The sequence below is a fragment of the Streptosporangium sp. CA-135522 genome, assembly GCF_050949235.1.
GTDB lineage: Bacteria > Actinomycetota > Actinomycetes > Streptosporangiales > Streptosporangiaceae > Streptosporangium.
Window position 1 is genome coordinate 10199429 of the sequence record NZ_CP192026.1, and the last position, 25765, is coordinate 10225193.

Sequence of the window (25765 nt, forward strand, 5' to 3'; positions counted from 1 at the left end):
ACCCGATGGCCGGCCGCCTCACATTAACGGCCGGCCGGACTTGACACGTCCCCTTTTCCCCCCGGGGCCGTGCCCACATCCTCAGGGTGCTCTCCGACACTCAACATCCGATCAACATCCGATCGGCAAAGATATCCACAACCTGTGGAGGATCACCCTGTGGATATGTGGAAAAACCCTTCGGCAATCAGTGGACGGAGCACTTCTGGAGCCTTGGACCGCAGGTCATCGGGGTCTTCATCGGTGAGTTCGGCGATCGCGGCCAGCAGCGGGGCCAGTGGATAGTCGCCCTCGCAGACCCCGGCGAGAGCCGCTTCCACGGTTCCCACCTGTGCGCTTCGGCGCAGCCCCCGGGTCTGCCTGAGCACGATCCTCGCCGGGTCCTCGGCACCGGGCGGACCGATCCGCTCCTCCAGCACGCCGCCGGCCAGAGCGAGCCTGGCATCCAGCAACTGCGCGTCGGTCAGCCGATGGGACTCGGCGATCGAGCCGAGCACCTCGTCCACGTATCCGCCCACCGGCAGCTCCACCCGCTGTCCGAACTCCTCCACCCGCACGACGGGGTCGAGGCTGCCGGAGTCGTGCATGGTGATCCAGCCGAAGCCGATTCCCGTGACGTTCCGGGACTCCAGCCAGCCGAGCCAGTCGTCGTAGAGCTCGCGGTAGCGAGGGGTGCCCTGTTCGGCGGCGTCCCTCAACCACAGTTCGACGTATTCGGCCGGATCCTGCACGTCCCGCTGCACCACCCAGCCGTCGCAGCCGGTTCCGGTCAGCCATCCGCCCACCCGGTCCCGCCAGTCCTCACCGTCGACGTGCAGCCAGTTGGCCAGCAGTTGGCAGGTGCCGCCGGGCGCGAGGAAGCGGGAGGCCGATCCGACGAGGTCGCGGCAGAAACCGTCGCCCTCGAACCCGGACTCCCGGTAGGTGAACCGGCCGCCGGGAGAGATCACGAACGGCGGGTTGGCGACGATCAGGTCGAACCGGTCGCCGACGACCGGGTCGAACAGGGAGCCCGACCGGGCGTCCACCCCCTCGATCCCGGACAGGGCCCAGCTCAGCCGAGCCAGCTCCAGGGCACGGGGATTGACGTCGGTGGCCACGATCTCCCGGGCCCGCTCGGCCAGGTGCAACACCTGGACCCCGCATCCGGTGCCGAGGTCGAGGGCACGCTCCACCGGGCGGCGGGACACCAGCTGGGCCAGGTTCGCCGAGGCCCCGCCCGCCCCGACGACGTGGTCGGCCCGCAGGGCCGGGTCGCCGGGCCTGACCTTACGGTCGGAAACGACGTAACCGCCCGTCTCCCAGGGCTGCAGGTGGACCGTGGCGGTGATCCGGCCGCCGTCGGCGGCCACCAGTCCCGCGGCGACCAGGTCGGCCGACGGGAGCCCGGCGGGCGCCTCCACCGGCACGCCCAGCCACCACAGCCGGATCAGCGTGCCGAGGAGGTCCCCGTCGCGAGTGGCGCGTAGCGCGGGCACCGTCTCCTCACGCGAGAGCGCGGTGGCGGCGACCTCGCCGAGGCGCTCGCGGACGCCGTCGATGGTGTATCCGGCGTCGAGCATCAGCTCTCTGAGCCGGTCAGGCAGATCGTTCACCGGATCATCCTCGCACCACGAGCCTCAGCACACTCCTGGAGCTCATGGTGATGATTCTGTTACAGAGCGGAGCAAGCATTCTGCAAGCGGACCTCAAGCGCGAAGCGGTAATTCTTTAGGGCCGCACCACCCGCCCCCAAGGATCTGCGATGTTGATCCCGTGCTTCGCCTGTGAGTCCCGTTTCCTACCTGATGAGTATTTCCGTGCCTGCCACGACTACAACCGGGGAACGGATCTGGTCGCCTGGACCTGTCCCCGCTGCGGGAACCGCGACGAGCTACGGGTCCTTCCCGGAGAGCTGGGGTTCGGCTATCCCCTGCGCGGCAGGTACGACGTCTGCGACCGGGTGCGCGTGCCCGGCCTGCGGCGCCGCCGCCAGGACCTGCGGCTGGACATCTCGCTGGACGAGGAGGTCTGGCGGATCCCCACCCGGCTGCGCCGCCTGGTGGGAGCACACTGAGACCGCTCCGGCCCGAAGGAGCCCCCGTGATTCGGGTCGGAGCACTCAGAACGACGATCTTCTCTTTTCCCTTCCGCCTTCCCGCCCGGCGGCCTCCCTGACTTCCCGCCCGGTCTCTCCCGTCCGGCGGCCTCCCCGGCTCCCGCGACGTCCCTCGACGACGGCGACACCGGTGGGCGACGGGACCGGACGACCCCCGACGGCGGTCCCGACGGGATCAGGCGGGCCCCCTTGACGGGGATCAGGCGGGCTCTGACGGAGATCAGGCAGGGTCCCTGACGAAGGATCAGGCGAGCTCTGACGGGGATAGGGTCCCTGACGAAGGATCAGGCGGGCCCCTGACGGGGATTCAGACGGGCTGCTGGCGCAGGCTCTGCCAGGCGGCCTCGCACAGGCCCGCGATCTCTTCCGGGGTGGGCTGGTGAGCCCCGGCGAACCACAGACGACACATCTCGTTGGCCGGACCCAGCCAGAGCACGTAACACATGGTCGGATGGAAGGGCTGGAGCAGGCCGTCCTTCATGTGGGGTCGCCACCAGTCGGCGACCTGCCGGAAGAACGCCCTGCGCGAATCCGACACCTCGGTGCCGCCGGGCTCCTCACGCCGAGGGGGCCGTTCGCTGATCAGCAGGTGAGCCCGCTCGCGGTTCTCGCCGCACCAGGCCATGTGCATGGCGACGATGGCCTCGACGCCCTCCTTCGCCCCTTCGTGCCGCCCCAACTCGGCGAGGAACGCCTCCTGGTACATCTGGAGGGTGTCGGCGTACAGGACGCCGAAGACGTGTTCCTTGCTGGCGAAGTGGTGGTAGAAACTACCGACGCTGACGCCGCTCTCCTCACGGAGGCTGGCCAGGGTGGTGGCCGAGACCCCGTCCTGGCTGAATCGGCGCAGGGCGCCCTCGACGATCCGGGTGCGGCCGTCGCGTCCGTTCTTGGCACTCTTCACAAAGCCAATGGTGAGGCAACAGAACCTTATTCCGCAAATACCGCGGCACCACCTCGGAGCAGGTCGATCATAACGCCCGGCCGGAACGGCCCGCCCCGCGCGCCGAGCCCCAGCCGGGCCCCGGCCAAGTCCCGGCGGTCGCCGCCCCGCCCGCTCCCTGCCGGTGGCGGGAAACCCCGCCCCAGGTCACAGGTCCACCGTGGCGGTCACCTCAACGGTCCCGCCGGAGGCTTTCATGATCGCATCCGGCCATGCCCCCCGGACCATCGACAACACCTTCCGGTTGTCGCCGAGCACGTCCATCCCCAGCGTCCGGGCCCCGGCGGCGAAGGCCCTGCGCAGCAGCCGCCGGGTGAGCCGGGAGCCGAGCCCCCGCCCCTGCCACTCGTCGGCCACCACCAGGGCGATCTCGACGTCGGTGGCGGCTCCCTTGAAGCTCATCGCATGACCGACGACGACCTCCCCGATCACGGCGAGCAGCACGTCGCGCCGCTCGTCCACCGCGAGCAGTGCCCGCACGAAGCCCGCGCCCGGATGGCTCACCACGGTGAAGAACCGCAGCGTCTGGGTGCGTGGCGACAGTCCCGCGAGGAAGCGGCGGACCCGCTCCTCGTCGTCGGCCCGCGCCGGCCGGATCTCGACGCCGCCGCCGTACGGGGACGGCGACGGAACGCGGTGCGGCCGCGCGAGCTGAGTTCGTAGCATGAACCTAGAGTTCTCTCATCAGCTGGGTATGTCAACTAGACTTAGGCGCGTTGGAGGTGACGCCATGGCGGCTTACGATGCGGAGATGAGTGAGACGGCCCCGGGCGACATGCTCTTCCGGGTGGACAACTGCTCCATCGAGCGCGCCCTGACCGTCGTCGGCGAGAAATGGACGTTCCTTGTGCTCAGAGAGGCGTTCAAGGGGGTGCGTCGCTTCGCCGACATGCAGGCGGCCACCGGAGCCCCCCGGCAGGTGCTCAGTGCCCGGCTGACCCGGCTGGTGGAGGAGGGGCTGCTGCGCAAGGTCCCCTACCGCGAGCCCGGCCAGCGCAGGCGTGACGAATACCGGCTGACGCCGATGGGGCTCGACCTCTATCCGGCGCTGGTGGCGCTGATGCGATGGGGCGACCGCCATCTCGCCGACCAGGAGGGTCCGCCGGTCCTGCTCACCCACCGAGGCTGCGGGGCCCCGGTCGAGCAGCACTTCCACTGCGCCGACGGCCACGAGATCGCCGGTCCCCGAGAGGTCACCCCGCGCCCCGGACCCGGCATGCTCCCGCGCGCTGCAGCGCGCGCAGGCAGTTCCGGAAGCTGAGCACCGAGATCAGCGCCGCGGCGCCGAGCAGTACCGCGACCGCCGTGGTCCGCACGACGAGATAGGTCTCCACGGACTGGCTGAGCAGCAGCCACAGGCTCAGCGTCGCGTTGAGGAACTGCGCGCCGCCCCACAGCACCGACTGCCACACGAAGAAACGGCGCATTCGCGGATGCTCCAGCAGGTGCTCGGGGAGCGGGACCAGGTCGGTCGCCACCCGCTGGACCAGCGGGCGCCGCAGCGTCGCGGTGAGCAGGAAGCCCATGCTCGCGCAGAAGACGCCGAGGCAGGGCTGCAGGAAGAACAGCACCGGACTGCCGGTCACCCCGGCCAGCACCGCCCTGATCGTGATCATCCCACCCGCCAGGATCACCGTGCCGGGCACCGGCCTGCGCCTGACCAGTCGCCAGACGATCCCGCCGTAGACCCAGCTCACCGCCACGACCAGCGCGCCGTACAGGCCGAAGAGCACCAGTCCGGCGTAGAAGACGGCGACGGGGAGGATCATTCCCTCCAGCACCCGGGGAGCGGCGTGCCGCAGCAGCACCCCGAGGCGGGGCAGCGCGACCGGAACCACGGGGGGCGACAGGAGCAGAGTCATCAGGCGCGGGCTCCGGAGGTGATGGAACGATCCGGGGGACGAATCCACCCGACCATACGGGATGTCCGGAGTGCCCGACAGGCCTTCCCGACTTCCACGATCGAGCGCTCCGGGGCACCCTACTACGGCGAAAGACGTGGTCGGAGGACGGAGCGGTACCCGTGGTGCCTACCCTTGGGGACGTGTACCGGTTCCTTCTGACTCCTCGCTGGATCGCCCTTCATGTGGTGGTCCTGCTGGTCATTCCCGCCTTCGTGTTCCTGGGCCGTTGGCAGTTCGGGCGTTACGAGGAGCGGTCCACCAGCAGCCACGAGATCACCGCCAACCTGGCGGCCGCCCCGGTGCCCGTGGAGAAGCTGACCACCCCCGGCGGCACCGTGCGCGTCCAGGACAAATACCGCTCGGTGACCGCCACCGGAACGTTCGACCCGGCCCACCAGTTCCTGGTCCGCCGCCGCCCCCAGGAGGGCGTGCTGGGCTTCTACGTGCTCACCCCGCTGAACACCGGCAACGGCCAGGGCGTGCTGGTGAACCGGGGCTGGGTCAAGGCGGGAGCCACGGCCGACGCCCTTCCCGAGGTCCCCGCGCCGAGTGCGGGTGAGGTGACTGTCACCGGGCGGCTACGTCCCACCGAGACCGAGGAGTCCTCGGGCATCCAGAACCGTGCCGGTCTTCCCCCGGGCCAGGTCCTGCTGATCAACACCGAGTCGATCGGGCGCGGCCTGCCGTACCGGCTCTTCGGCGGATATGTGGAGCTGACCGCGCAGTCGCCCGCGGCCGCCGCGGCGCCCGTGCCCGTGCCCGAGCCGGACGTCGGCGCGGGTGGCGGCCTCAACCTGGCGTACGGCGTGCAGTGGTGGCTGTTCATCGGCATCGCGGTCGGCGGCTGGGCGCTGCTGATCCGCAGGGAGGCCGCCGACCTCAGGGCCGAGGAGGCCGGGAAGAAGGAGACGCAGCCCGTCGACGCCTGACACCGCGTTCCTCCCGGCGACAGGACCGCGGGCCGGCGCCTCTGCCGCGGGCGGCTCCCGTCGCGCACGCCCGTTGAAAGATCTCCGCCACTGGATAAGTTGGTGCGCGTGATCCGGCATATCGAGTTCGCGCGGCTGCACAACTTCCGGGACGTGGGCGGCTACGCCACCGAGGACGGGCGGGAGGTGCGCTGGCAGCGGCTCTACCGTTCGGACTCGCTGCACCGGCTCGCCGACGACGACCTTGAGCGCTTCCACGGCCTCGGCATCCGCACGGTGATCGACCTGCGCCACCCCGTGGAGATCGAGCGCCGGGGCCGGGCGCCGCACGGGCCGCGCTACCACAACCTCTCGGTGGAGCACCGGTACTGGAACGTCGAGCGGGACTACCGGCCCGACGCCGGGCTCGCCCGGTTCTTCGCCGACCGCTACCACGAGGTGGCCCAGGACGGGAAAACCGAGATCAGGAGCGCCCTGGAGGTGATCTCCGAGGCGGGCAACGCGCCCGTGGTGATCCACTGCGCGGCGGGCAAGGACCGCACCGGGGTGCTGGCGGCGCTGGTCCTGCGCCTGTTGTCGGTGGCGGAGGAAGACGTGATCGCCGACTACGCGTTGACCGGGCTGGCCACTCCCCGGCTGATCGCGTACTGGCGGCGGGAGAATCCCACCGAGCCGGTGCCGTGGCCCGGATTCGGCCAGGCGCCCGCAGAGGCGATGCGGCTGTTCCTGGCCGAGCTCGGCCCGGTCCGTGACTACTGCCTGGGAACGCTGGGGCTGGACGAGAAAGTGATAGCCGCCCTCCAACACCATCTTCTGAAAAATCCCGATATTTGGACGATCTCTGGGTAGGGGCAGCCATCAGGGCCCGCCAAGAGCAGCACCCTCCGGGCGGGTCCGCCCCCGGGGCCGCTGCCTTTCCCCCGACGGTGGTCCCGGGGCCCATCCAGGAGCCGAGAGATACCAAGCGGAGACCTCGCAGCTTGATGAGCGTTATGCCAGCGACGTACGGTTTACCGCGTGACTACGCCGCTGCCCGACCCTGAGCCCAGGCGGCGGGACTATGTGATCATTTCCGCCGATGATCACCTGATCGAGCCGCCCGACATGTTCACCGACCGGCTCCCCGAGAAATACGCCGATCTCGCCCCCAAGGTGGTCGAGACCGACTCAGGCCACCAGGTGTGGCGATACGGCGGGGCCACCTACCCCTGCGCCGGACTCGACGTGGGCGCCGGCCTGCCGCGCGAACAGTGGACGCTCGACCCCGTGCGGTTCGAGCAGATGCGGCCGGGCTGTCACGACATCGAGGCCCGCATCGAGGACATGGACCGGGCCGGCGTCTGGGCGGCGCTGTGCTTCCCCGGCATGCTGGCCGGGCAGTCCGGGATGGTCTTCGCCAAGACCCGCGACCAGGAGCTGGGCCTGTCGGTCCTGCGGGCGTGGAACGACTGGCACGTCGACGTCTGGGCCGGCACCTACCCGGAGCGGATCATCGCCCTGCAGCTGCCCTGGCTGACCGACCCGGAGGTCGCGGCCAAGGAGATCCGGGACAACGCGGCCCGCGGTTTCAAAGCCGTGCTCTTTCCCGAGTTCCCCACCCGGCTGCGCCTGCCGTCCATCCACAGCGACCACTGGGACCCGTTCTTCCAGGCCTGCGAGGAGACGGGCACCGTCGTCTGCCTGCACGCCGGCGCGGGCTCCTGGGCCCCGGTACCGTCTCCTGACACCCCGATCGAGGCGATCACCACGCTGATGCCGGCGAGCGCCATGTTCGCCTGCGCCGACTGGCTCTGGTCGGGCGTGCCGCTGCGCTTCCCCGCGCTGCGCATCCTGATCGTGGAGGGCGGCGTGGGCTGGCTGCCGATGCTGGCCGAGCGGGCCGACTACGCGCTGGACCACCCGGTCGCGGGCGAGGCCTCATGGGAGGGCGGCCTGAAGCCGAGCGAGGTCCTGCGCCGCAACTTCTTCTTCGGCACGCTCAACGACCACGCCCTGTCCGGGGTGCGCCTGGCCGTGGGCCTGGAGCACGTCCTGCTGGAGAGCGGCTACCCCCACTCCGACTCCACCTGGCCCGACACGCAGCAGGCCGTGGCGACGAACCTGGGCAGCCTGCCGCCCGCCGACATCGCCAGGGTCGCCTACGGCAACGCCGCCCGCCTGTTCGGCCACCCGCTGCCCTCCCGCGCCTGGCTCAGGATGGAAAAGCTCTGACCTGCCTGCGCTCCCAGTCGACGTAGCGGCCGCTCTCGCCGAGCAGCGAGCCCATCAGCCACAGGAAGACGCCGAAGTCGTCGGCCACCCCGATGAGCATCAGGAAGTCAGGAACGATGTCGATCGGCGAGATGATGTAGAGCACGCCGAGGCCCAGCATGGCCAGCTTGCTCCTGCCCATGCCGGGGTAGTGCCCGCGCATCACCGCGCCGACCATCTTCGGGATGGCCCGCAGGCGGGTGCCGAGAGCGGGGGACCCCGGCTCCGTCACGTTCTTGTACGTCCGCCAGGCCTGTGCCGCACGCGCCGCCTTCGCCATGGGGGAACCTCCTTGGGAGCACGCTCGTCTGGCGGTGCCCTACCCCGCCGTCTCACGATATAACGCGTGATCTCCACGGCCGGTTCCCACGGCGCACCGCGTCACCGCACACCGCGTCCCGCGCCGTCACTGCACGCCGCGCCGTCACCGCGTCCGGTCACCCGCGCTGGGCGCCATATCCCGTACGGCCTGCGCGAGGGGAACCTCTCCTCCGGGAACGGGGGCGAGCACCGGGGTGGTCAGCCCGTTGTCCACGTACTGCCGGATCCTGGCCCGGCAGGTCGCCGCGTCGCCGTGCACGATGAGCGCGTCCACGACCTCGTCCGGGATGGCCTTGAGCGCCGTCCGCCGGTCACCGGCGGCCCAGGCCTCGTGCATCGGCCGCAGCACCTCACCGCGTCCCAGCCAGTCGTGGAAGGCCGCGTAGACCGGGACGGTGAGGTAGGCGGCGAGCATCCGACGACCGAGCTCACGCACCTTCTCCGCGTCCTCGCTGACGCACACGAACAGCCGGGCGATCAGCTCGGTGTCCGGGGCGACCTCGGCCCTGACCTTGCGCACGTCCTGCGGCGAGAGCCAGTTGGTGATCGCGCCGTCGGCTTCGGCGGCGGCCAGCCGGAGCATGCGGGGCCGCAGCGCGGCGAGCACGATCTTCGGCGGGATGCCGGGGGTGCGCTCCAGCTTGAATCCCTTGACCTCGAACGTCTCGTACTTCTCGGTGACCTTCTCCCCGGCGAGGGCCTTCTTCAGGAAGCGCAGGGTGTCTCTGGTCCTGGCGAACGGCTTGACGAACTCGCCGGCGTTCCACCGCTCGACGATGACCGGGGAGGAGGCGCCGATGCCCAGCACGAACCGTTCGGGGGCGAGGTCGGCGAGTGTGGCGGCGGACATGGCCAGCAGGCCGGGACCCCGGGTGGAGACCGGGACGATCGCGCTGCCGAGCCGTACGCCGGGGGCCCATTCGGCGGCCAGCGCCAGCGGCACGAAGCCGTCGACGCCGTTGACCTCGGCGGACCAGACGTCGGTGTAGCCGAGCCCGGGCAGCTCGGCGACCAGTTCCCTGGACTCGGCCAGCGTGCGGTCATGGAAGGGGATCGTCATGCCCCAGCGTGCGCCCGTAGCCATCGTGCCGCCTCCGTGTTCGTGATTGCCGTCTAGAACGATGTTCTGATGTAGCTTGCCGCACCGGCCTGGGGGGTCGTCAATGGGTTGACCGTACCAACCGGACGGTATGTAGTCGAGGAACGATCTTTACCGTCCGCACACTTATCCCTTCATCACACTGCGTCAGATGTTAGAACCTTTAGGTGACGATGAAGCGGCGCGTGAGACAACGACGAGGGCTGCTCGGCGCGGCGATCCTAGCGACCTGCATGACCGCACCGGCGCTGGCCGGGTTCGGCGGCACCGCGGCGTTCGCCGGCGATCAGAGCACCCATCACCCCCACTGCCGGGAGTCCGGACACGACAGGTCACTGCTCGGCCGTCTCCTGCGGATCCGCACGGATCCGGCCCCGACCTGTTCCGAACCGGAGTCCCCCGCCACCCCGGAGCCGTCCTTCCAGGCCCAGCCGACGGTGACGGAGTCGCAATCCCCGGACGCCGACCATCCGGAGACCGACCCCCCGACGGAACCGGACTACCCGGCGGAGCCGGACTATCCATCGGAGCCCGGATACCCCACACCCGAGCCGCCGTACCCGACGGCACCCCCGCCCCCCACGCCCATGCCGCCGAAACCGCCCACCCCCCGGCCCTCGGCGGTCCGGCCCGCCGAACCGCCCCCGCCGCGACCCCGGCCTCGCCGTATCGCCGTCGCGCCGGAGGCCGTCCCCTCACCGACTCCGAGCCCGAGCCCGCCCCCCACGCCCACGCCCACGCCCACGTTGTCTCCCGCCCCTCGCCTGCTGGAGCGACACCTGGTGCTGGACCGCTTCGCCGAGCGGCGCCGGGGCACCGACCGCCGGATGGTCATCCTGGTGGTCTTCACCGGCGTCATCTCTGTCACCGCGGTCGCCGCGCTGAACGGCAAGGCACGCCGGTAGCGACCGGACGCGAAAGCCCGCCGGCGGACACTTCCGCCGGCGGGCTTTTCGAAGGAACGCAGCAGCCGCTACTGCGCCGGGAACCGCACCGGGAACCGGGCGTCGATCTGGTCGTACTGGTGCTGCGCCGCCTTGAAGGCCTCGGGCCCGACCGCGCCCACCCCGCTGAACGGACGGCTGATCAGCATGATGAAGCCGATGCCGATGACGACCACACCCACCCTGACGGCGTCACCGACGATCGACGGGAGGGTGGGCTTCGCGCCGAGTGTCCAGGGCAGCGCGATGACCAGCAACCCGGAGATGATCATCGAGATCACGAAGATGCTCTCCAGGCCCGTGTCGGCGTCGTCCGCGCGGACGGCGCGCGCGTGGGCGACCTCGGAGACATGGCTGATCGCGTCCTGCTGGAAGCCCTTGCCCTCCTCCTGGGCCGGCCGCAACTGGATCGTCGCGGTGCGCATGTCCTCCAGCATCCTCGTGGGGATCGGGGACATGCCGCCCCTGGCCATCAGCGGCCAGTCGAGCTCGACGCTCTTGGTGGAGTAGTCCCGGATCTGGGCCCGGATCGGCGCCGCCTCCGGGATCGGCGCGATCGACCAGTACATCTCGGTGAGGGTCTCCGCCTCGGCCTGGACGTCGGTCTGCGACGTCGAGAGCGCGTCGCGGCAGAGCACCGCGGCGTAGGCCAGCACCAGCAGGTAGACGGCGAGGGCGAGATTGGCGGAGAAGTCCACCGACGCGGAGCCGCCGCTCTCGTCCGCCCTGCCCCTGCGCCTGAGCACGAGAAGCGCGATCAGCATGATCGCGACGGATGTCACGACCAGCATGGTTACCCAGCCCATGAGACTCCCTCGGACTCGTCATCAAACTAACTACCGAGGGTAATGTGTTCGTTACTCGAATTCTCGTGGTTCGCGCCGAACGTCACGCACGAAGTTCGTGGACCCCCGCGATGAAGTCACGGGCGATGCCGCGCAGGCCCGGCAGATGGGACAACCCGACCAACCGGTCCACCAGCGGCACACTGAGATCGATGAACCGGTAGGTCCGCCGGCACCCTTCCGAGGTGTCGTGCACCCAAAACAGCACGACCCCCATCGACATCAGCCACAGCAGCTCCGGCAGCTCGGCCCTGAGCTCGGCGTCCATCCGGTCCGCCGACCCTTCCACCACCCGGCGGTAGATCTCGATCGCCGAGTCCCGGGCGGGTGACGATTCGGCGCTGAACGGGCTGAGGGGATTGCTCGGCTCGGCCGCGTGCTTGAAGAACTTCACCGCGAACTCGTGATACGGCTCCGAGACGCGCACCCACTCCCGCAGCACCCCGCCCAGCCGCACGGCGAAGGAGCGCTCGGTGGCCAGCAGCTCCTCGCAGGCGGCCTCGTGCTCGGCCTGTGCTCGGTCGTAGTAGGCCTGGACCAAGGCCTCTTTGGAGGCGAAGTAGTAGTAGGCATTGCCCACCGAAACGCCCGCTTCGGCGGCGATGGCCCGCATCGTGGTGGCTTCGTATCCACGCTCACGGAAAAGCCGTAAGGCCGTCTCCACGATGACTTCGCGGGTCTTGTCTGATCCCCGGCTTCTCTGGGTCGGCTCGGCCACGTTCGTCACTTTACGACCCATGGCGCCGTTAGGTCATCGCGCCACACGATGATCACCATCACCGGGCAAAAATCAACCGCCCAGAGGGGTCATACCGGTTCCAATGTGGGATTGATCCATTTGGTGGGAGGGCTCCCGTCACAAGGGATAAATGAGATGGGGACACGTCCCTGTATGCAGCGTGCCGCACGGCTCACGGCCGGGATGCTGCTGGTTGTTCAGATATCGTCCATCACGCTGGCCTCGCCGGGCCTCGCCGCGGCCGCCGGAAACCGCGAAACCGGCCTGTCAGACCCATATCAGCGGGTGGTCGTGATGGGAACGGGGTCGGGAACGAGGCCCGATCAGCCGATCCGGCTCGCTCACGCGCAGGCCGCCCAACAGCTGAGGAACGCCGGCCTGCGCTGGAAGTCGTCCGGACACTGCACCGACCGCCAGGTGCGCTGGTGCACCTCGCTGGAGGCGATACGGACGGCCACCGTGACCGACGTGATCGCGCTGAAGCGTCAAAGCGACTGCCCGATCGTCGTCACCGGCGGCACCGAGGTCGGCCACGCTCCCGGCCGCTACAGCCATCACCGGGGCTACAAACTGGACATCAAGCCCAACCACTGCATCAACCAATACATCACGCACGAACATGTCTTCGACAGCGTCCGCGGCGACGGAGCCCCCCTTTACCGGGATTCGGGAACCATCTACGCCCGCGAGGCCGACCACTGGGACATCCTCTTCCGCTGAGGCCCGTGGCTGCGACGTCCCCGCCCGCACGACCGTGCCCCGCAGGGAAGACGGCGCAGCCGCGTCCCATGGGAAAGAACACACAGCCGCGCCCCATGGGAAAGACGGCGCAGCCGCGCCCGCGGGAAAGGACACACAGCCCCGTCCGGCGTGAAAAGGCCGTACGGCGGCGCTCGGCGCCGCCGTACGGCGAGAGAACGGCCTCCGCCACGCGACGGAGAGGGCTAGACGATTTCGGCCACGACCAGTTCGGCGATCTCCGCCGCGTTCAGGGCCGCGCCCTTGCGAAGGTTGTCACCGCAGACGAACAGGTCCAGGGTATTGGGGAAGTCGAGCGCCTGACGGATGCGCCCCACGTAGGTCGGGTCGGTGCCGACCACGTCGGCCGGGGTCGGGAAGACGCCGTTGGCCGGGTCGTCCATGACGACCACGGTCGGGGCGGCCTCCAGGATCCGGTGCGCGTCGGCGACGGTGATCTCGCGCTCGAAGGTCGCGTGCACCGCAAGCGAGTGGGTCGTGATCACCGGGACGCGGACGCAGGTCGCCGAGACCTTCAGGTCGTCGATCCCGAGGATCTTCCGGGACTCGTTGCGAAGCTTGATCTCCTCCGAGGCCCATCCGCCGTCCTTGAGCGATCCCGCCCAGGGCACGACGTTGAACGCCACCGGCGCCGGGAACGGCGACTCCCCCTCGCCCAGCTTGTTCTGCAGGGCCTTGCGCACGTCACCGGCGCTCTGCCCGATCGTCCGGTCACCCGCCAGGGCCTCGATCTCGTCGTAGAGACGGGCCGAGCCTGCCACACCCGCGCCGGAGACCGCCTGGTAGGAGGCGACCACCAACTCGCGCAGGCCGTACTCCTCGTGGAGCGCGCCCATCGCGGCCATCATCGACAGCGTGGTGCAGTTGGGGGTGGAGATGATGCCCAGCGGGCGGTTGCGGGCGGCCTGCGGGTTGACCTCCGGCACGACCAGCGGAACCTCGGGGTTCATCCGGAAGGTGCCCGACTTGTCGACGGCGATCGCGCCGCGCTCGGCGGCGATCGGCACCCAGACCGCGGAGACCTCGTCCGGCACGTCGAAGATGGCGATGTCGACGCCGTCGAAGACCTCGGGGGTCAGCTCCTGGACGACCAGGTCCTCCCCGCGGACCTGCAGGACCTTGCCTGCCGACCGGGCGGAGGCGACGAGCTTGATCTCGCCGTAGACGTCCTCCCGGGTGGAGATGATGTCGCGCATGACGGTGCCGACGGCACCGGTCGCACCGATCAGAGCAAGAGTGGGCTTGCGGCTCATCGCCCGGTACCTCCGTAGATCACAGCTTCAACCTGGTCGGCGTCGAGATCGAACGCGTGGTGCGCGGCGGTGACCGCGGCGTCCACCTCGTCCTGCCCGACGATCACCGAGATGCGGATCTCCGAGGTGGAGATCATCTCGATGTTCACGCCCGCGTCGGCGATGGCGGCGAAGAACGTCGCGGTGACGCCGGGGTGCGAGCGCATGCCCGCGCCGATCAGCGACACCTTTCCGATCTGGTCGTCGAAGAGCAGCGATTCGAAGCCGATGCGCTCCTGGATCTTCTTCAGTGCGGTGAGTGCCGTGGAGCCGTCGCTCGTGGGCAGCGTGAAGGAGATGTCCGTCCGACCGGTCGCCGCCGCCGACACGTTCTGCACGATCATGTCGATGTTGACTTCGGCGTCGGCCAGCGTTTTGAAGATCGTGGCAGCCTCGCCGACCTTGTCGGGCACCCCGACAACGGTGATCTTGGCCTCGCTCCGGTCGTGCGCGACGCCGGAGATTATCGGCTGCTCCATCTCTTTTCCTTCGCTGTCGGGGTCGGAGATGACCCACGTGCCTTCCTTGGTGCTGAACGAGCTTCTGACGTGGATCGGCACGTTGAAACGGCGAGCGTACTCCACGCAGCGCAGGTGCAGGATCTTCGCACCGCACGCCGCCATCTCCATCATCTCCTCGAAGGAGATCTGGGGGATCTTACGGGCGACCGGGACGATGCGCGGGTCCGCGGTGAAGATGCCGTCCACGTCGGTGTAGATCTCGCACACGTCCGCGCCCAGGGCGGCGGCGAGCGCGACGGCGGTCGTGTCCGTACCGCCCCGGCCGAGCGTGGTGATGTCCTTGGTGTCCTGGGAGACGCCCTGGAAGCCGGCCACGATCGCGATCTGACCGCCGTCGAGGGCCTCCCGGATGCGGCCGGGCGTCACGTCGATGATGCGGGCGCGGCCGTGGGAGGAGGTGGTGATCACCCCGGCCTGGGAGCCGGTGAACGACCGGGCTTCGTAACCCAGGTTGGCGATCGCCATCGCCAGCAGCGCCATCGAGATGCGCTCGCCGGAGGTGAGCAGCATGTCGAGCTCGCGCCCCGGGGGCAGCGGCGAGACCTGCTGGGCGAGGTCCAGCAGCTCGTCGGTGGTGTCGCCCATCGCCGAGACGGCCACCACGACGTCGTTGCCGGCTTTTTTCGTCGCGACGATCCGCTGGGCGACCCGCTTGATGCAGGTCGCGTCGGCGACGGACGAACCACCGTACTTCTGAACAACGAGCGCCACGAGATGTCTCCGAAGCAATCTAGGGCTGTGGAGCTCACATTCTACTGGCGCTCTGGTAAGTCACTCCTGGTATGGCCCAGCATGTGGACGATCACACCGTTGTACGCTCTTCCGCCACATCCAGACGGGTGTGCGCGACAAGAGCCTGGAGGGCGCGCATCGCCGCCCCGGCGTGGTTGCCCCAGGTGTTGAAATAGGAGTACTGCCACCACCACAGAGCCTCCAGCGGGCGGCCCGCCTGGTAGTGCCGCAGGCCGTGGATGAGATCGGCGGCCACCGCGGTCAGGTCGTCCGACAGCCGGTACGGCGTGACCAAGGTGTCCTTGTAGGGGTCGAAGACCTCGGCGTAGTCGTCCACCGGGCCCAGACGCTCGGCCAGGGCCGTACGGACGATGTCGACGTCCGGATCCTCGCTCAGGTGCGGCTCCCAGTTTCCGGACAGGATCACGTCCTGGCTGGCGCCGAGCTGCGCTCCCGCCGAGCTGACCTGCGCCACCTCCACCAGGAGCAACGGCAGGATGGCGTCTCCGCCCTCACCGCCCGCGAGCCGGGTCAGGCCGTCGATGTAGTTCTCCGCGTGCTCGGCGATCCGTTCCGCGAGAGCACCCCATGCGTCAGACATCCAACAGCCTCCTTCCTTCGAACGCGCGGCCCAAGGTGACCTCGTCGGCATATTCGAGGTCACCGCCTACCGGCAGGCCGCTGGCCAGTCGTGTGACTTTCAGACCCATCGGCTTGACCAGACGGGCGAGATAGGTCGCCGTCGCCTCCCCCTCGAGGTTGGGGTCGGTGGCGAGGATCAGCTCGGCCACCTGGCCGTCGGCCAGGCGCGTCATCAGTTCGCGGATCCTGAGGTCGTCGGGGCCGACGCCGTCGATCGGGCTGATCGCCCCGCCGAGCACGTGGTAGCGCCCCCGGAACTCGCGGGTCTTCTCGATCGCCACCACGTCCTTGGACTCCTCGACGACGCAGATCACGTGGGGATCGCGCCGGACGTCACGGCAGATCCGGCACTCCTCCTCGGCCGCGACGTTCCCGCAGACCCGGCAGAAGCGGACCTTCTCCTTGACCTCCAGCAGCGCGTGGGCGAGCCGCTTCACGTCGGCCGGCTCCGCGGCCAGCAGGTGGAACGCGATCCGCTGCGCGCTCTTGGGACCGACGCCGGGAAGCATTCCCAGCTCGTCGATCAGGTTCTGGACGACCCCTTCGTACATGGCTCAGAATCCGGGTAGCTGGCCGAGCCCGCTCCCGCCTCCCAGTCCCTGTGCGAGTGGGCCGAGTTTCTCCTGCTGGAGGTCTGCCGCGGCGCGCACCGCATCGCGAATCGCGGCGATGACCAGATCGGCGATGGTGTCGGCCGTCTCCTGGGGGTCACCGGGATCGACGGCCTCCGGGCTGATCTTCAGCTCCAGCAGCTCACCTCCACCGTTGACCGTGGCCACGACAAGTCCGCCGCCCGCCGAGCCCTCGACCTCCGCGTCGTTCAGCTCCTGCTGGGCGCTCACAAGCTGCTGCTGCATGAGCTGTGCCTGCTCCAGCAGCTGCTGCAGGTTGACATCCCCTGGGTTCACCGTCGTGTGCTCCTCGTCCGTGACATCAGTCGTCACGAGCCTACGGGGTTCCGGCCAGGTGTTGTACTGGCCTGGGCACGTGTTCCCCAGGGACGGGCACTAAACCCCGGTCGGGCCCCGGCCCCCCTCCAGACGTCCGGGACCCGACGTCACACGCACCGGAGCGGCCGCACACGGCGGCGTGTACACCGAACCTAGCCCAACACAGGTTGCACACGGGTTGCGTTCGGCCAATCACCCTTCGTGCGTCATGTTCGGTCGAATGGGTTGCGAGCAGGGGCCTCCACCGTCGATGCTTCGGCAATCGGCACGAATCCGGGGGTGGCACATGCCCGAAGGCCCCCCGAGAGCGGTCCCCGACCTGGACTCCTACTCGGTACGGCTGCGCCGTCTGCACGAATCCGGGCCGGCCGGCGTCCGGCCGGCGGGTGAGGCCCCACGGAGCCTGATCTCCGCGTCGTGGCGGCGGTCCCTGGAGGCCGGTATCGACCCCGAGGCGCCGTCGGCCCCACTCGCCGTCGAGCAGCAGGACATCCGCGAGGTCAGGTCGGCGCATCCGATGAGCGCGCTACTGCCGCTGATCACCGGGACGCTCCTGGAGACCGCCGAGGCGAGCGCGCACGTCCTGATCGTCGCCGACGCCGACGGCCGGGTGCTCTGGCGCGGCGGCGACCGCCGGGTGATGGGCCGGGCCGACGAGGTCGGACTGGCGGACGGCTTCCACTGGGGCGAGGACGCGATCGGGACCAACGGCATGGGCACCGCGCTCGCGATCCGGCGACCGGTCCACATCTTCTCCGCCGAGCACCTGGTCAGGGTGCTGCACGTCTGGTCCTGCTCCGCCGCGCCGATCGTCGACCCCGACAGCGGCGAGGTGCTCGGCTGTATCGACATCAGCGGCACCACGCGCGCCCTGCACCCGGCGACCGTCGCGCTCGTCGGGACCACCGCGCGCCTGGTCGAGAGCCATCTCGCGCTACGCATGCGCGAACGCGACGACCTTTTCCGCGCCCGCCAAGACAGTCATCTACGCACGTTGCGGGGCGAACCGGGCGCGCTGGTCACCGCGACGGGGCGTGTCGTCGCCGGTGACCGAGCGCAGGGATGGGGGTACCGTGTCCGGCTGCCCGAGTCGGGCGAGCGGGTGCTCCTGCCCGACGGCCGGGCGGCCTTCCTCGACCCGCTCGGAGAGGGCTTCCTGCTGCGCCTCGGCGACCGGCCGCGCGTTCCCGTGCTCAGCCTGTCCTTCCTCGGCACCGAGCACCCCTCGGCCCGCCTCGACGGAGTCCGCGTCCCGTTGTCGCCGCGCCACGCCGACATCCTCGCGCTGCTCGCCCTCAACCCCCACGGTATGACGACCGATCAGCTCTCCTTCCACCTGTACGGCGACGAGGGCAACTCGGTGACCGTCCGTGCCGAGATCCACCGTCTCCGCGCCCGGCTCGGCCCCACCGTCGCCGCCAAGCCGTACCGCCTGACCTGCGTGGTCGAGGCCGATTTCCTCGACCTCAAGCGTCTCCTCGCCACCGAGGACGCCGGCGCGATCGTCCGCGCGTACGGCGGGCCGCTGCTTCCCCGCTCCGAGGCGCCCGCCGTCCGCCGCGAACGCGAGGAGCTCGAGGGGCAGGTCCGCGCCAGGCTCCTCCTCAGGGGCGCCCCGGAGGATCTATGGGCCTACGCGGGGGCCGAGCACACCAGGAACGACATCCAGATCCTGGAACGCCTCGTCGCCACGCTCCCTGCGGACGACCATCGCGCCGTGGCCGCGCGGATCCGGCTGGACGACCTCGGCATGTCCCGACCGGTGACCGGTGACCGGGTGCGACCTCGACATGTCCCGACCGGTGACCGGTGACCGGGTGCGACCTCGACATGTCCGGCCGATAGCCGGGTGCGACCTCGACCGGCCGTCAGGTGTGGTCGATCTCGCCGATGATCTGGCCGCCCAGCTCGCGCTGGATGAGGGCCATGCCGGTGAGCGCGTCGACGTCGGCGTCCGCGTCGTTCAGCGGATCCACCTCGTCGGTCTCCACGGCGGGCTTACGGCTCGGCACCGCGTCCGGCCAGGCCGCCTTGTTGCCGCCGGCCGCTCTGGGGCCCGACTGCGCGGCGGCCCTGGCGGCCGAGCGGGCCGCGGCGAGGCCGGGGCTCGGGGTGGGCGGGGAGCCGGGGTCGTCGGGCAGCGGCGCATCCGGCCAGGACTCGTCGGTGGCGGGGGGAGCCTCGCGGACCGGGGCGACCGTGGCCTCCGGGGCGGGCGCGACCGCCGGAGCCGCCGAAGCGGTCGGTACGGGCTCCGGCCGGGAAGCGGATTCCTGCCGCGCGGGCGGGCTCTGGGGCGAAGGGCTCTGGGGCGAAGGTGGAGGACTCTGGGGCGGCCCGGCCGGAGGACGGGCACCGCCGGAGGGAGCCGGTCCGCCGCCGCCGGAGACGACGGCTTCGACCTTCCAGCTGCCGCCCAGCACGTCCTGCAGCGCCGCCGCGACCACGGCGTCCTTGCCGCCGCCGGTGAAGTTTCGCATGGCGCCGACCTGGGTGAAGCCCAGGGTGACGACCTTGCCCTCGACTCCGACCACCTGGGCGTTGGTGTTGACGTTCGCCCAGACGACGATGCTGCGCTGCTTGAGCACCGCGAGCACCTGCGGCCAGGCCTGCTGAACGGCTCCGCCTCCGGCGCCGGTCGCGGAGACCGGTGCCGCCGGTGCGACCGCCTGGGCGCCGGGAGCCTGCTGGATCTGCGGCTCGGCAGCCGGAGCACCCGGTCTGACCGCGACGGGCCAGTCTCCACCGTTCTGGGCGGACGGCCGCTCGTCGGGAGAGGCCGGGGCCGTGCCGGCGGTCGCCGGTACGGCCGGCGGGGCCTGGGACGCCGGCGTCGCGCGGACCGCCGGAGCGGAGATCGCGGGGGCCGTCGGGGCGGAGATCGCGGGGGCGGGGGGAGCGGAGACGACAGCGGCATGGGCGACGGAGAGGTGAGCGACGGGAGCCGCCGCGACACCACCGGCCTCCAACCGCTCCAGCCTGGCCAGCAACGCGGCCTCACCCTGCGCGGCCCCCGGAAGCAACGTCCGGGCGCACATCAACTCCAGCAGCAGCCGAGGTGAGGCCGCGCCGCGCATCTCGGTCAGGCCCGCGTTGAAGATCTCCGCGGCGCGGGTCAGCTCGGCCGGGCCCATGGAGGCGACCTGCGCCTGAAGTCGTTCGAGCTCGTCGGCGGGCCTGTCGAGCAACCCGCTGCCGGCCGCCTCGGGCACATTGGCCAGAATCACCAGGTCGCGGAAGCGCTCCAGCAGGTCCATCGCGAACCGGCGGGGGTCGTGACCCCCTTCGATCACCCGGTTCACGGTCTGGAAGACCTGCGCGCCGTCCCGGGTCGCGAAGGCGGCGACCACGTCGTCGAGCAGGTCTCCGTCGGTGTAGCCCAGCAGGGACACCGCGCGTGCGTAGGTGATGCCCGCCTCGTCGGATCCGGCGAACAGCTGGTCGAGGATCGACAGCGAGTCGCGCGCCGACCCGGCGCCCGCCCGGACCACCAGCGGCAGTGCGGCCGGCTCGAACGGCACCTTCTCCGAGGTGAGGATCTCCTCCATGAGCGTGCGCAGCGCCGTGGGCGGGATCAACCGGAACGGATAGTGGTGGGTCCGGGACTTGATCGTCCCGATGACCTTCTCGGGCTCGGTGGTCGCGAAGACGAACTTCAGGTGCGGAGGAGGCTCCTCGACGAGCTTGAGCAGCGCGTTGAAACCCTCGCGGGTCACCATGTGCGCCTCGTCGATGATATAGATCTTGAAGCGCGCCGACACGGGCGCGAAGAAGGCTCGCTCACGCAGGTCGCGGGCGTCGTCCACGCCACCGTGCGAGGCGGCGTCGATCTCGATGACGTCGAGGTGGCCGGGTCCGGTGGGGGCCAGCGCGACGCAGGACTCGCACACTCCGCACGGGTCGGGGGTCGGGCCCTTCTCGCAGTTCAGCGAACGGGCCAGGATCCGGGCGCTGGAGGTCTTGCCGCATCCCCGGGGCCCGCTGAACAGGTAGGCGTGATTGATCCGGCCGCTTCGCAGCGCCTGCCGCAGCGGCTCGGTGACGTGCTCCTGTCCCTTGACCTCCGCGAAGGTCCCGGGCCGGTACTTGCGGTAGAGCGCAAGACTCATGCGACGCTCCCACCTGCGAGGGGCCTGAAACGAAGAGACCCCTCGCACACCCGACAGAGCCTGCTTATCCTTGCTGCCTTCCGGCCCTGGGGAGGTTCACAGGATGACGCCGCGCGAGGGGTCCTGGCACAGTCTAGCCGCTGAACGGAGTACTCGGGGCCCCGAATATGTGGTCCACGCACCGCTGAAAGTTCGGTAAGCTTCTCCACGGAGGATTCGCCTAGTTGGCCTAGGGCGCACGCTTGGAAAGCGTGTTGGGGGCAACCCCTCAGGAGTTCGAATCTCCTATCCTCCGCCACCTCAGAGGGGCCGGACCGCATGCCGCGGTCCGGCCCCTCTCGCGTTGCCGCCGGGCGGCGTAGACGAGGCCGTTCGGGGAATGTCTGAGACAGTCAACGGGGCGGGTCTCGCCTGTTCACCGGGCTCGTCCGATCGGGCGCGGCGAGACGGGGCGAGGCGGTGCCGGACGCGCGGTCCACCGGCCACCGGATCGATGGCCACGACGCCGCGATGTCTCCCTCCGGGGACGCGTCCCCGAGCCCGCCTGCATGTCCGGCCCTCCTGCGGGCAGTCGGAGGGTCCTAAGCGGATCGAAGGGACGTCGGCGATGGATTTCAAGGACGATGCCCAGCTGGACAGCTCGCAGGTCGAGAGCGGCGGCCGGGGGAGGATTCCCGGTGGCGGCCTCGCGGTCGGCGGGGGTGCGGCTGGAATCCTCGTGCTCATCGTGGCGCTGATATTCGGAGTCAACCCCGGAGACATCACCGGGGGCGGTGACCCGGCCCCGGTCGGCCCCAGCTCCGACCTGAGCGCACAGTGCAAGACCGGTCAGGACGCCGACCAGAGCGAGGAGTGCCGGGTGGTCGGCGTGGTCAACAGCGTCCAGGACTACTGGCCCAAGGCCGTGCAGAACTACGAGCCGGCCAAGACCGTCCTGTTCTCCGACCAGGTCAACACCGGCTGCGGCGCCGCCGATTCCTCGGTCGGCCCGTTCTACTGCCCCGCCGACCGCAAGGTCTACCTGGACCTGTCGTTCTTCAAGCAGTTGGAGAGCAGGTTCGGCGCCAAGGGCGGCCCGTTCGCCCAGGCCTATGTGATCGGCCACGAGTACGGTCACCACGTGCAGAACCTGCTCGGCACCAACGCCAGGGCCCAGGGTGACCAGCAGGGCCCGGAGAGCGGCTCGGTCCGGCTGGAGCTGCAGGCCGACTGCTACTCCGGTGCGTGGGCCAAGAACGCCTACGAGACCGGCCTGTTCGAGAAGCCCTTCACCAAGACGGACATCGAGGAGGCGCTCAGCGCGGCCTCGGCCGTGGGCGACGACAGCATCCAGGAGCGGACCCAGGGCCGGGTCAACCCGGAGGGCTTCACCCATGGAACATCGGCACAGCGTGTCAAGTGGTTCACCACCGGTTACGAGAGCGGTGATCCCCGCAGGTGCGACACCTTCTCCGGTGGCATCTGAACAGACCGTTGACCTGCAATGAGAGCGGCACAGCAGGCAAAGGGTCGGAATCTCTCCTAAACTACATAGTGTGATCTTCAAGCTGATCGGTGATGGACGGCCTTACCCCGAGCACGGCCTCTCGCATCGCGAGTGGGCGCAGATACCACCGCGACAGGTCCGGCTCGACACGCTGATCACCACGAAAGCGGTGCTCGACCTGCACTCCCTGCTCGCGAAGGACTCCACGTTCTACGGCGATCTGTTCCCGCACGTGGTGCAGTGGCGAGGCGACCTCTACCTGGAGGACGGCCTGCACCGCGCGCTGCGCTCGGCCCTGCACCAGCGCTCCGTCCTGCACGCTCGCGTCCTGGACCTTCCTCCGGGCGACTGAGAATCTGCCTGGCCGGACCGCTGCCCCGGCATTCGGCCCGGCCTCCCGATTTCCCGGCCTCCCGACTTCGCCCGGCACGACCAGCAGTTCCCAAGCACGGCTCTCCACCCACGAGCGCCCCGTATGGCTCATCCGCCGGTCGAGCACTCCCGTGCTGCCGCGATGAGCCGGTCGGCACGCGCTTCGCCATGGCCGATCATCCGGTCGGCGACGTAGCCGAAGCCCACCCCGAACTCGTCGTCGCCGAAGGCGAACCGGCCGCCCGCGCCGTCGTCGCCGAAGCTGCGCCGGCCGAGCATGGGCCGGAACCGGGGTTGAGGAACAGCGGATCCGGGGGCGGCTCACCCTGACCGGGGCCCGGTGACGTGCCCCCGGGGGCGGCCCGCCGCAGGTGCACGGGCCGACCCGGGGGCGTTCAGGACGGGATGGTCACCGGGCTCGGCGCGCGTTGTGGGCTCGGCCCGCTTTCGCCGTGCTTTCGGTCATGGGCTGGCAGGGCGGTGTCTGGAAGACCACGCCGTCCAGGAAGTTGCCGAACGTCGGGCGGCCTCCGGCGGCCGACACCGACTCGAAGGCGAATCGGGTGACGGTCTGCCCGGCGGGCACGACGTAGGTGCCGCTGTAGTGGCCCCAGGCGGTGTTGTCGTCGGAGATGTCCGGGGAGGAGGCTCCGGTCGGGGTCTGGGGTACGGTCGCGCCCGGGGCGCCGATGAGCACCCGCATCACGTCGGTCCCCAGACGGCCTCGGTGATACAGCGACCAGGTCATCTGGGTGCCGGGAACGGTGGGGACGTCCTGGTAGAGCGTGGAGACCTGGTTGGCGTTCAGTTCGGCGAACTGCTGGCCGTCCGCGGCCGGGATGCCGCTGGAGCTGTTCCAGAACTCCAGTTTGTGGTCGGAGGCGGTGGTGTGCCAGCCGACGGCGGGGTTGATGGAGGCGTCGGGGATGTTCCAGTCGATCCGGCGCACGACGGGGGTCTCGAAGCTGCCGTTGACCAGGTTGATGGGCTCGCGGACGCAGGTGACGGTGACGGTGACCGTGGCGGTGGCAGTTCCGCAGGCGGTGGTGATGGTGTAGGTGAAGGTGTCGGTGCCGCCCAGGCCCGGATTGGGCGTGTAGATGACGGTGTTGCCGGAGATCGTCGCGGTGCCGTGGCGGGGCTGGGTGACGCTGGTGATCGTCGGCGCGGTCGCGGTGTCGTTGGCCAGCACGGGTACGGTGACGGCGGTGCCCTCCGTGGTGGTGGCGGTGTCGTCGGCGGCGTTGGTGGGCGAGATGGATTGGCCGTTGACGATGTGGATCGGCGGGGCGGAGGCGTTGTTTCCGAGCTGGCCCGGGAAGGCGATGACGCTGCTGATCCCGCTCGGCCGAATCGTCATGCTGCGCCCGACGGTGCCTTGCCTGACCTGGAAGGTGATGGTCTTGGAGACGGGGTCGGTCTTGGTGCCCGGCGAGGTGATCGACAGGGTGTTGCCGTTGATGACGCCGGTCCCGGACTGGCCGACGATGTCGGCGCTGGCCCGCAGGGACGACAGGTCCCAGGTGGTGGTGTAGGTCCTGACCAGCAGTGGCCAGCGAGCCGTGCGGTGGGTCAGGGTGAGGGTGAAGGTGGTGCCGGGGGCGATCTGCCCGCCCCACAGGGACGGGGAGGTGGTGACCGCCACCGATCCGTTGCCCAGCCTCATGCCGAACACGTTCTTCCAGTAGTAGTCGACGGGGTAGTTGTGCTGTCCGTGCCGGACGCAGGGTGCGGCGGCCTGTGTGGTGGCCTGCCGCGTCGTAGCGCCGGTGTGCGCATCGGTGTCGGCTACCGCCGGGGTCACCCATGCGGCCAGCAGCGTGGTCAGGGCACAGGCAAGCGTGGTGAGCGCGGACCTGGGCCGTTGTGATATCGCCATGGAACTCCCGATCTATCGTGGGAACACGTTCAAGATCAAATCCACGGTGATATTACTGATAGTAATCAGAGAATTTCTTTCAGTAGCCATCATGGAGATTCCGTGTCGTACCGCGGATGACGAGCGGCAACGGGGCGATGACCGGTCCTGGTGACTCTGTACATGAGTCGCGGTTCTGGCTCAAAGTCCGTGAAACCAGTGGATCCGGGCGACCGAAGCGTGTCTGGTTGGTCTGTCGGCGCAGGTCATGGTGATCCGCCTGCGGGACCGGCAGGGTCCTTCACGAAATGTGCGCCAGACCCTGAGTCGCGACAGCGTTTGCAGGTCAGCCGTGGTAGCGGTCGCGTAGACCGCGGGGCTGTGTTGCCGAGTTCTTGACGGCGCTCAGCTGGTTGCGGTGCGACTATCACGGGCAGTGGCGACCCGCGGCCGCGCGGCCCGCCCTGCGCCCGGCGGCCAGCCGACCGGGCGTGCGGCTCTGGCGGCCGGTCCCGGCCGGCGCCGCCCACGCGCGGACGGATCACGCTTAGCGCACGATCTGACACGGATGTTCCTCATCCCCCGTACCTGTCAGGATCGGGTCCCCAGCACCCTTCGCGCACCCCTACGACGGGATCAGGTCACAGGTCCACGATCACCGCGAGCCGCGGCGCCTCTCCTTCGCCGTCGGGGCGCGGGCCGACGAGGACCAGGTGGAAGCCAGCCTTCTCGTGCAGCTGCGCCGGGTCGACCCCGCTCTGGAGCCGCGAAATACCGATACAGCCGCACCCTGCCCGCCTTGTGCAGCTCGACCAGGGCGCGCTGGGCGGACCACGCGGACAAGCGCATCCCCTCACCCAAGGCGTGGAAGGAGGTCATCACCGGCCCGCTGAACGCGGCCGCGGCCTGCGCCCAGATCTTCTTCGCGCAGTAGTCGGTGACGTCGTCGGGCGCTCTCGCCCGGCGGCGTGG

27 protein-coding genes, 1 tRNA gene and 1 other RNA gene are annotated in these 25765 nt (G+C 69.8%); 12 read left to right on the plus strand and 17 right to left on the minus strand.

Features of this window, described 5'->3' with window-relative positions:
- Nucleotides 1-152: 152 nt before the first annotated feature.
- Entirely contained in the window at nt 153-1562 is a 1410-nt protein-coding gene (locus ACQPYK_RS47815; RefSeq protein WP_433259125.1) for a DUF7059 domain-containing protein, read from the minus strand.
- A 182-nt stretch (nt 1563-1744) separates the two neighbouring features.
- Between ACQPYK_RS47815 and ACQPYK_RS47820 the strand changes: the two genes are divergently transcribed.
- Entirely contained in the window at nt 1745-2056 is a 312-nt protein-coding gene (locus tag ACQPYK_RS47820; protein WP_433247884.1) for a hypothetical protein, read from the plus strand.
- A gap of 349 nt (nt 2057-2405) precedes the next feature.
- On the opposite strand, the gene ACQPYK_RS47825 is transcribed toward ACQPYK_RS47820, so the two are convergent.
- Complete coding sequence (locus ACQPYK_RS47825) at nt 2406-3002, minus strand: TetR/AcrR family transcriptional regulator (protein ID WP_433247887.1); 597 nt, start codon at nt 3000-3002, stop codon at nt 2406-2408.
- Nucleotides 3003-3188: 186 nt separating this feature from the next.
- Nucleotides 3189-3707 (minus strand): N-acetyltransferase family protein, encoded by a 519-nt coding sequence (locus ACQPYK_RS47830; protein ID WP_433247890.1) that lies wholly within the window; start codon nt 3705-3707, stop codon nt 3189-3191.
- Nucleotides 3708-3792: 85 nt separating this feature from the next.
- Between ACQPYK_RS47830 and ACQPYK_RS47835 the strand changes: the two genes are divergently transcribed.
- Nucleotides 3793-4302, plus strand: a complete 510-nt coding sequence (locus ACQPYK_RS47835; protein ID WP_433247893.1) for a winged helix-turn-helix transcriptional regulator — start codon at nt 3793-3795, stop codon at nt 4300-4302.
- Here ACQPYK_RS47835 and ACQPYK_RS47840 read toward each other — a convergent pair.
- Nucleotides 4235-4903, minus strand: a complete 669-nt coding sequence (locus ACQPYK_RS47840; protein WP_433247896.1) for a VC0807 family protein — start codon at nt 4901-4903, stop codon at nt 4235-4237. The genes ACQPYK_RS47835 and ACQPYK_RS47840 overlap by 68 nt on opposite strands.
- A gap of 182 nt (nt 4904-5085) precedes the next feature.
- On the opposite strand from ACQPYK_RS47840, the gene ACQPYK_RS47845 reads away from it, so the two are divergent.
- From ACQPYK_RS47845 to ACQPYK_RS47855, 3 genes are all read left to right on the plus strand, one after another.
- Nucleotides 5086-5874: an SURF1 family cytochrome oxidase biogenesis protein gene (locus ACQPYK_RS47845; protein WP_433247899.1), complete on the plus strand. Its 789-nt coding sequence runs from the start codon at nt 5086-5088 to the stop codon at nt 5872-5874.
- 108 nt (nt 5875-5982) lie between these two features.
- The gene (locus tag ACQPYK_RS47850) at nt 5983-6723 is read left to right on the plus strand and encodes a tyrosine-protein phosphatase (RefSeq protein ID WP_433247902.1); all 741 of its coding nucleotides are present in this window, start codon (nt 5983-5985) and stop codon (nt 6721-6723) included.
- Between the two features lie 168 nt (nt 6724-6891).
- Nucleotides 6892-8085 (plus strand): amidohydrolase family protein, encoded by a 1194-nt coding sequence (locus ACQPYK_RS47855; protein ID WP_433247905.1) that lies wholly within the window; start codon nt 6892-6894, stop codon nt 8083-8085.
- Here the strand turns inward: ACQPYK_RS47855 and ACQPYK_RS47860 are convergent.
- Together ACQPYK_RS47860 and ACQPYK_RS47865 are read right to left on the minus strand one after the other, a co-directional pair.
- Nucleotides 8066-8404, minus strand: coding sequence for a YkvA family protein (locus tag ACQPYK_RS47860; protein WP_433247908.1), 339 nt, complete (start codon nt 8402-8404; stop codon nt 8066-8068). The genes ACQPYK_RS47855 and ACQPYK_RS47860 overlap by 20 nt on opposite strands.
- A 144-nt stretch (nt 8405-8548) precedes the next feature.
- Nucleotides 8549-9529 carry an LLM class F420-dependent oxidoreductase gene (locus ACQPYK_RS47865; RefSeq protein ID WP_433247911.1) on the minus strand — a complete coding sequence of 327 codons (981 nt, stop codon included), beginning with the start codon at nt 9527-9529 and terminating at the stop codon, nt 8549-8551.
- Between the two features lie 200 nt (nt 9530-9729).
- On the opposite strand from ACQPYK_RS47865, the gene ACQPYK_RS47870 reads away from it, so the two are divergent.
- Complete coding sequence (locus ACQPYK_RS47870) at nt 9730-10449, plus strand: hypothetical protein (protein ID WP_433247914.1); 720 nt, start codon at nt 9730-9732, stop codon at nt 10447-10449.
- Nucleotides 10450-10517: 68 nt separating this feature from the next.
- Here ACQPYK_RS47870 and ACQPYK_RS47875 read toward each other — a convergent pair whose 3' ends face one another.
- Both ACQPYK_RS47875 and ACQPYK_RS47880 read right to left on the minus strand, forming a co-directional pair.
- Nucleotides 10518-11294 carry a hypothetical protein gene (locus tag ACQPYK_RS47875; RefSeq protein ID WP_433247917.1) on the minus strand — a complete coding sequence of 259 codons (777 nt, stop codon included), beginning with the start codon at nt 11292-11294 and terminating at the stop codon, nt 10518-10520.
- A gap of 82 nt (nt 11295-11376) precedes the next feature.
- Nucleotides 11377-12051 carry a TetR family transcriptional regulator gene (locus ACQPYK_RS47880; protein WP_433247919.1) on the minus strand — a complete coding sequence of 225 codons (675 nt, stop codon included), beginning with the start codon at nt 12049-12051 and terminating at the stop codon, nt 11377-11379.
- 48 nt (nt 12052-12099) lie between these two features.
- On the opposite strand from ACQPYK_RS47880, the gene ACQPYK_RS47885 reads away from it, so the two are divergent.
- A complete protein-coding gene (locus ACQPYK_RS47885) occupies nt 12100-12792 on the plus strand; it encodes a hypothetical protein (RefSeq protein ID WP_433247922.1) in 693 nt (230 codons plus the stop codon).
- 224 nt (nt 12793-13016) lie between these two features.
- Here the strand turns inward: ACQPYK_RS47885 and ACQPYK_RS47890 are convergent, their stop codons facing one another.
- From ACQPYK_RS47890 to ACQPYK_RS47910, 5 genes are all read right to left on the minus strand, one after another.
- The gene (locus ACQPYK_RS47890) at nt 13017-14084 is read right to left on the minus strand and encodes an aspartate-semialdehyde dehydrogenase (RefSeq protein ID WP_433247925.1); all 1068 of its coding nucleotides are present in this window, start codon (nt 14082-14084) and stop codon (nt 13017-13019) included.
- The gene (locus ACQPYK_RS47895) at nt 14081-15355 is read right to left on the minus strand and encodes an aspartate kinase (protein ID WP_433247928.1); all 1275 of its coding nucleotides are present in this window, start codon (nt 15353-15355) and stop codon (nt 14081-14083) included. Before ACQPYK_RS47895 ends, ACQPYK_RS47890 begins: the two co-directional genes overlap by 4 nt.
- Nucleotides 15356-15446: 91 nt before the next feature.
- Nucleotides 15447-15977: a DUF5063 domain-containing protein gene (locus ACQPYK_RS47900; RefSeq protein WP_433247931.1), complete on the minus strand. Its 531-nt coding sequence runs from the start codon at nt 15975-15977 to the stop codon at nt 15447-15449.
- On the minus strand, nt 15970-16569 hold the full coding sequence (gene recR, locus ACQPYK_RS47905) for a recombination mediator RecR (RefSeq protein WP_433247934.1): 600 nt from the start codon (nt 16567-16569) through the stop codon (nt 15970-15972). Before recR ends, ACQPYK_RS47900 begins: the two co-directional genes overlap by 8 nt.
- Before the next feature lie 3 nt (nt 16570-16572).
- The gene (locus tag ACQPYK_RS47910) at nt 16573-16926 is read right to left on the minus strand and encodes a YbaB/EbfC family nucleoid-associated protein (protein ID WP_306861406.1); all 354 of its coding nucleotides are present in this window, start codon (nt 16924-16926) and stop codon (nt 16573-16575) included.
- Between the two features lie 328 nt (nt 16927-17254).
- On the opposite strand from ACQPYK_RS47910, the gene ACQPYK_RS47915 reads away from it, so the two are divergent.
- Nucleotides 17255-18781, plus strand: coding sequence for a GAF domain-containing protein (locus ACQPYK_RS47915; RefSeq protein WP_433247937.1), 1527 nt, complete (start codon nt 17255-17257; stop codon nt 18779-18781).
- A gap of 55 nt (nt 18782-18836) precedes the next feature.
- On the opposite strand, the gene ACQPYK_RS47920 is transcribed toward ACQPYK_RS47915, so the two are convergent.
- Together ACQPYK_RS47920 and ffs are read right to left on the minus strand one after the other, a co-directional pair.
- Nucleotides 18837-21077, minus strand: coding sequence for a DNA polymerase III subunit gamma and tau (locus ACQPYK_RS47920; protein ID WP_433247940.1), 2241 nt, complete (start codon nt 21075-21077; stop codon nt 18837-18839).
- Between the two features lie 30 nt (nt 21078-21107).
- Nucleotides 21108-21203: signal recognition particle sRNA small type (ffs, locus tag ACQPYK_RS47925), an RNA gene on the minus strand.
- A gap of 83 nt (nt 21204-21286) precedes the next feature.
- On the opposite strand from ffs, the gene ACQPYK_RS47930 reads away from it, so the two are divergent.
- The 3 genes from ACQPYK_RS47930 (at nt 21287) to ACQPYK_RS47940 (ending at nt 22915) form a co-directional block, all read left to right on the plus strand.
- Nucleotides 21287-21375: transfer RNA gene (locus ACQPYK_RS47930), tRNA-Ser, on the plus strand.
- Nucleotides 21376-21684: 309 nt separating this feature from the next.
- Nucleotides 21685-22542 (plus strand): KPN_02809 family neutral zinc metallopeptidase, encoded by an 858-nt coding sequence (ypfJ, locus tag ACQPYK_RS47935; RefSeq protein ID WP_433247943.1) that lies wholly within the window; start codon nt 21685-21687, stop codon nt 22540-22542.
- A 70-nt stretch (nt 22543-22612) separates the two neighbouring features.
- Nucleotides 22613-22915, plus strand: a complete 303-nt coding sequence (locus tag ACQPYK_RS47940) for a type II toxin-antitoxin system VapB family antitoxin (protein WP_433247945.1) — start codon at nt 22613-22615, stop codon at nt 22913-22915.
- A gap of 128 nt (nt 22916-23043) precedes the next feature.
- On the opposite strand, the gene ACQPYK_RS47945 is transcribed toward ACQPYK_RS47940, so the two are convergent.
- The gene (locus ACQPYK_RS47945; RefSeq protein ID WP_433247948.1) at nt 23044-23214 is read right to left on the minus strand and encodes a hypothetical protein; all 171 of its coding nucleotides are present in this window, start codon (nt 23212-23214) and stop codon (nt 23044-23046) included.
- 130 nt (nt 23215-23344) lie between these two features.
- A complete protein-coding gene (locus ACQPYK_RS47950; protein WP_433247951.1) occupies nt 23345-24814 on the minus strand; it encodes an Ig-like domain-containing protein in 1470 nt (489 codons plus the stop codon).
- Between the two features lie 778 nt (nt 24815-25592).
- Between ACQPYK_RS47950 and ACQPYK_RS47955 the strand changes: the two genes are divergently transcribed.
- Nucleotides 25593-25727, plus strand: coding sequence for a hypothetical protein (locus ACQPYK_RS47955; protein WP_433247954.1), 135 nt, complete (start codon nt 25593-25595; stop codon nt 25725-25727).
- Nucleotides 25728-25765 lie beyond the last annotated feature (38 nt).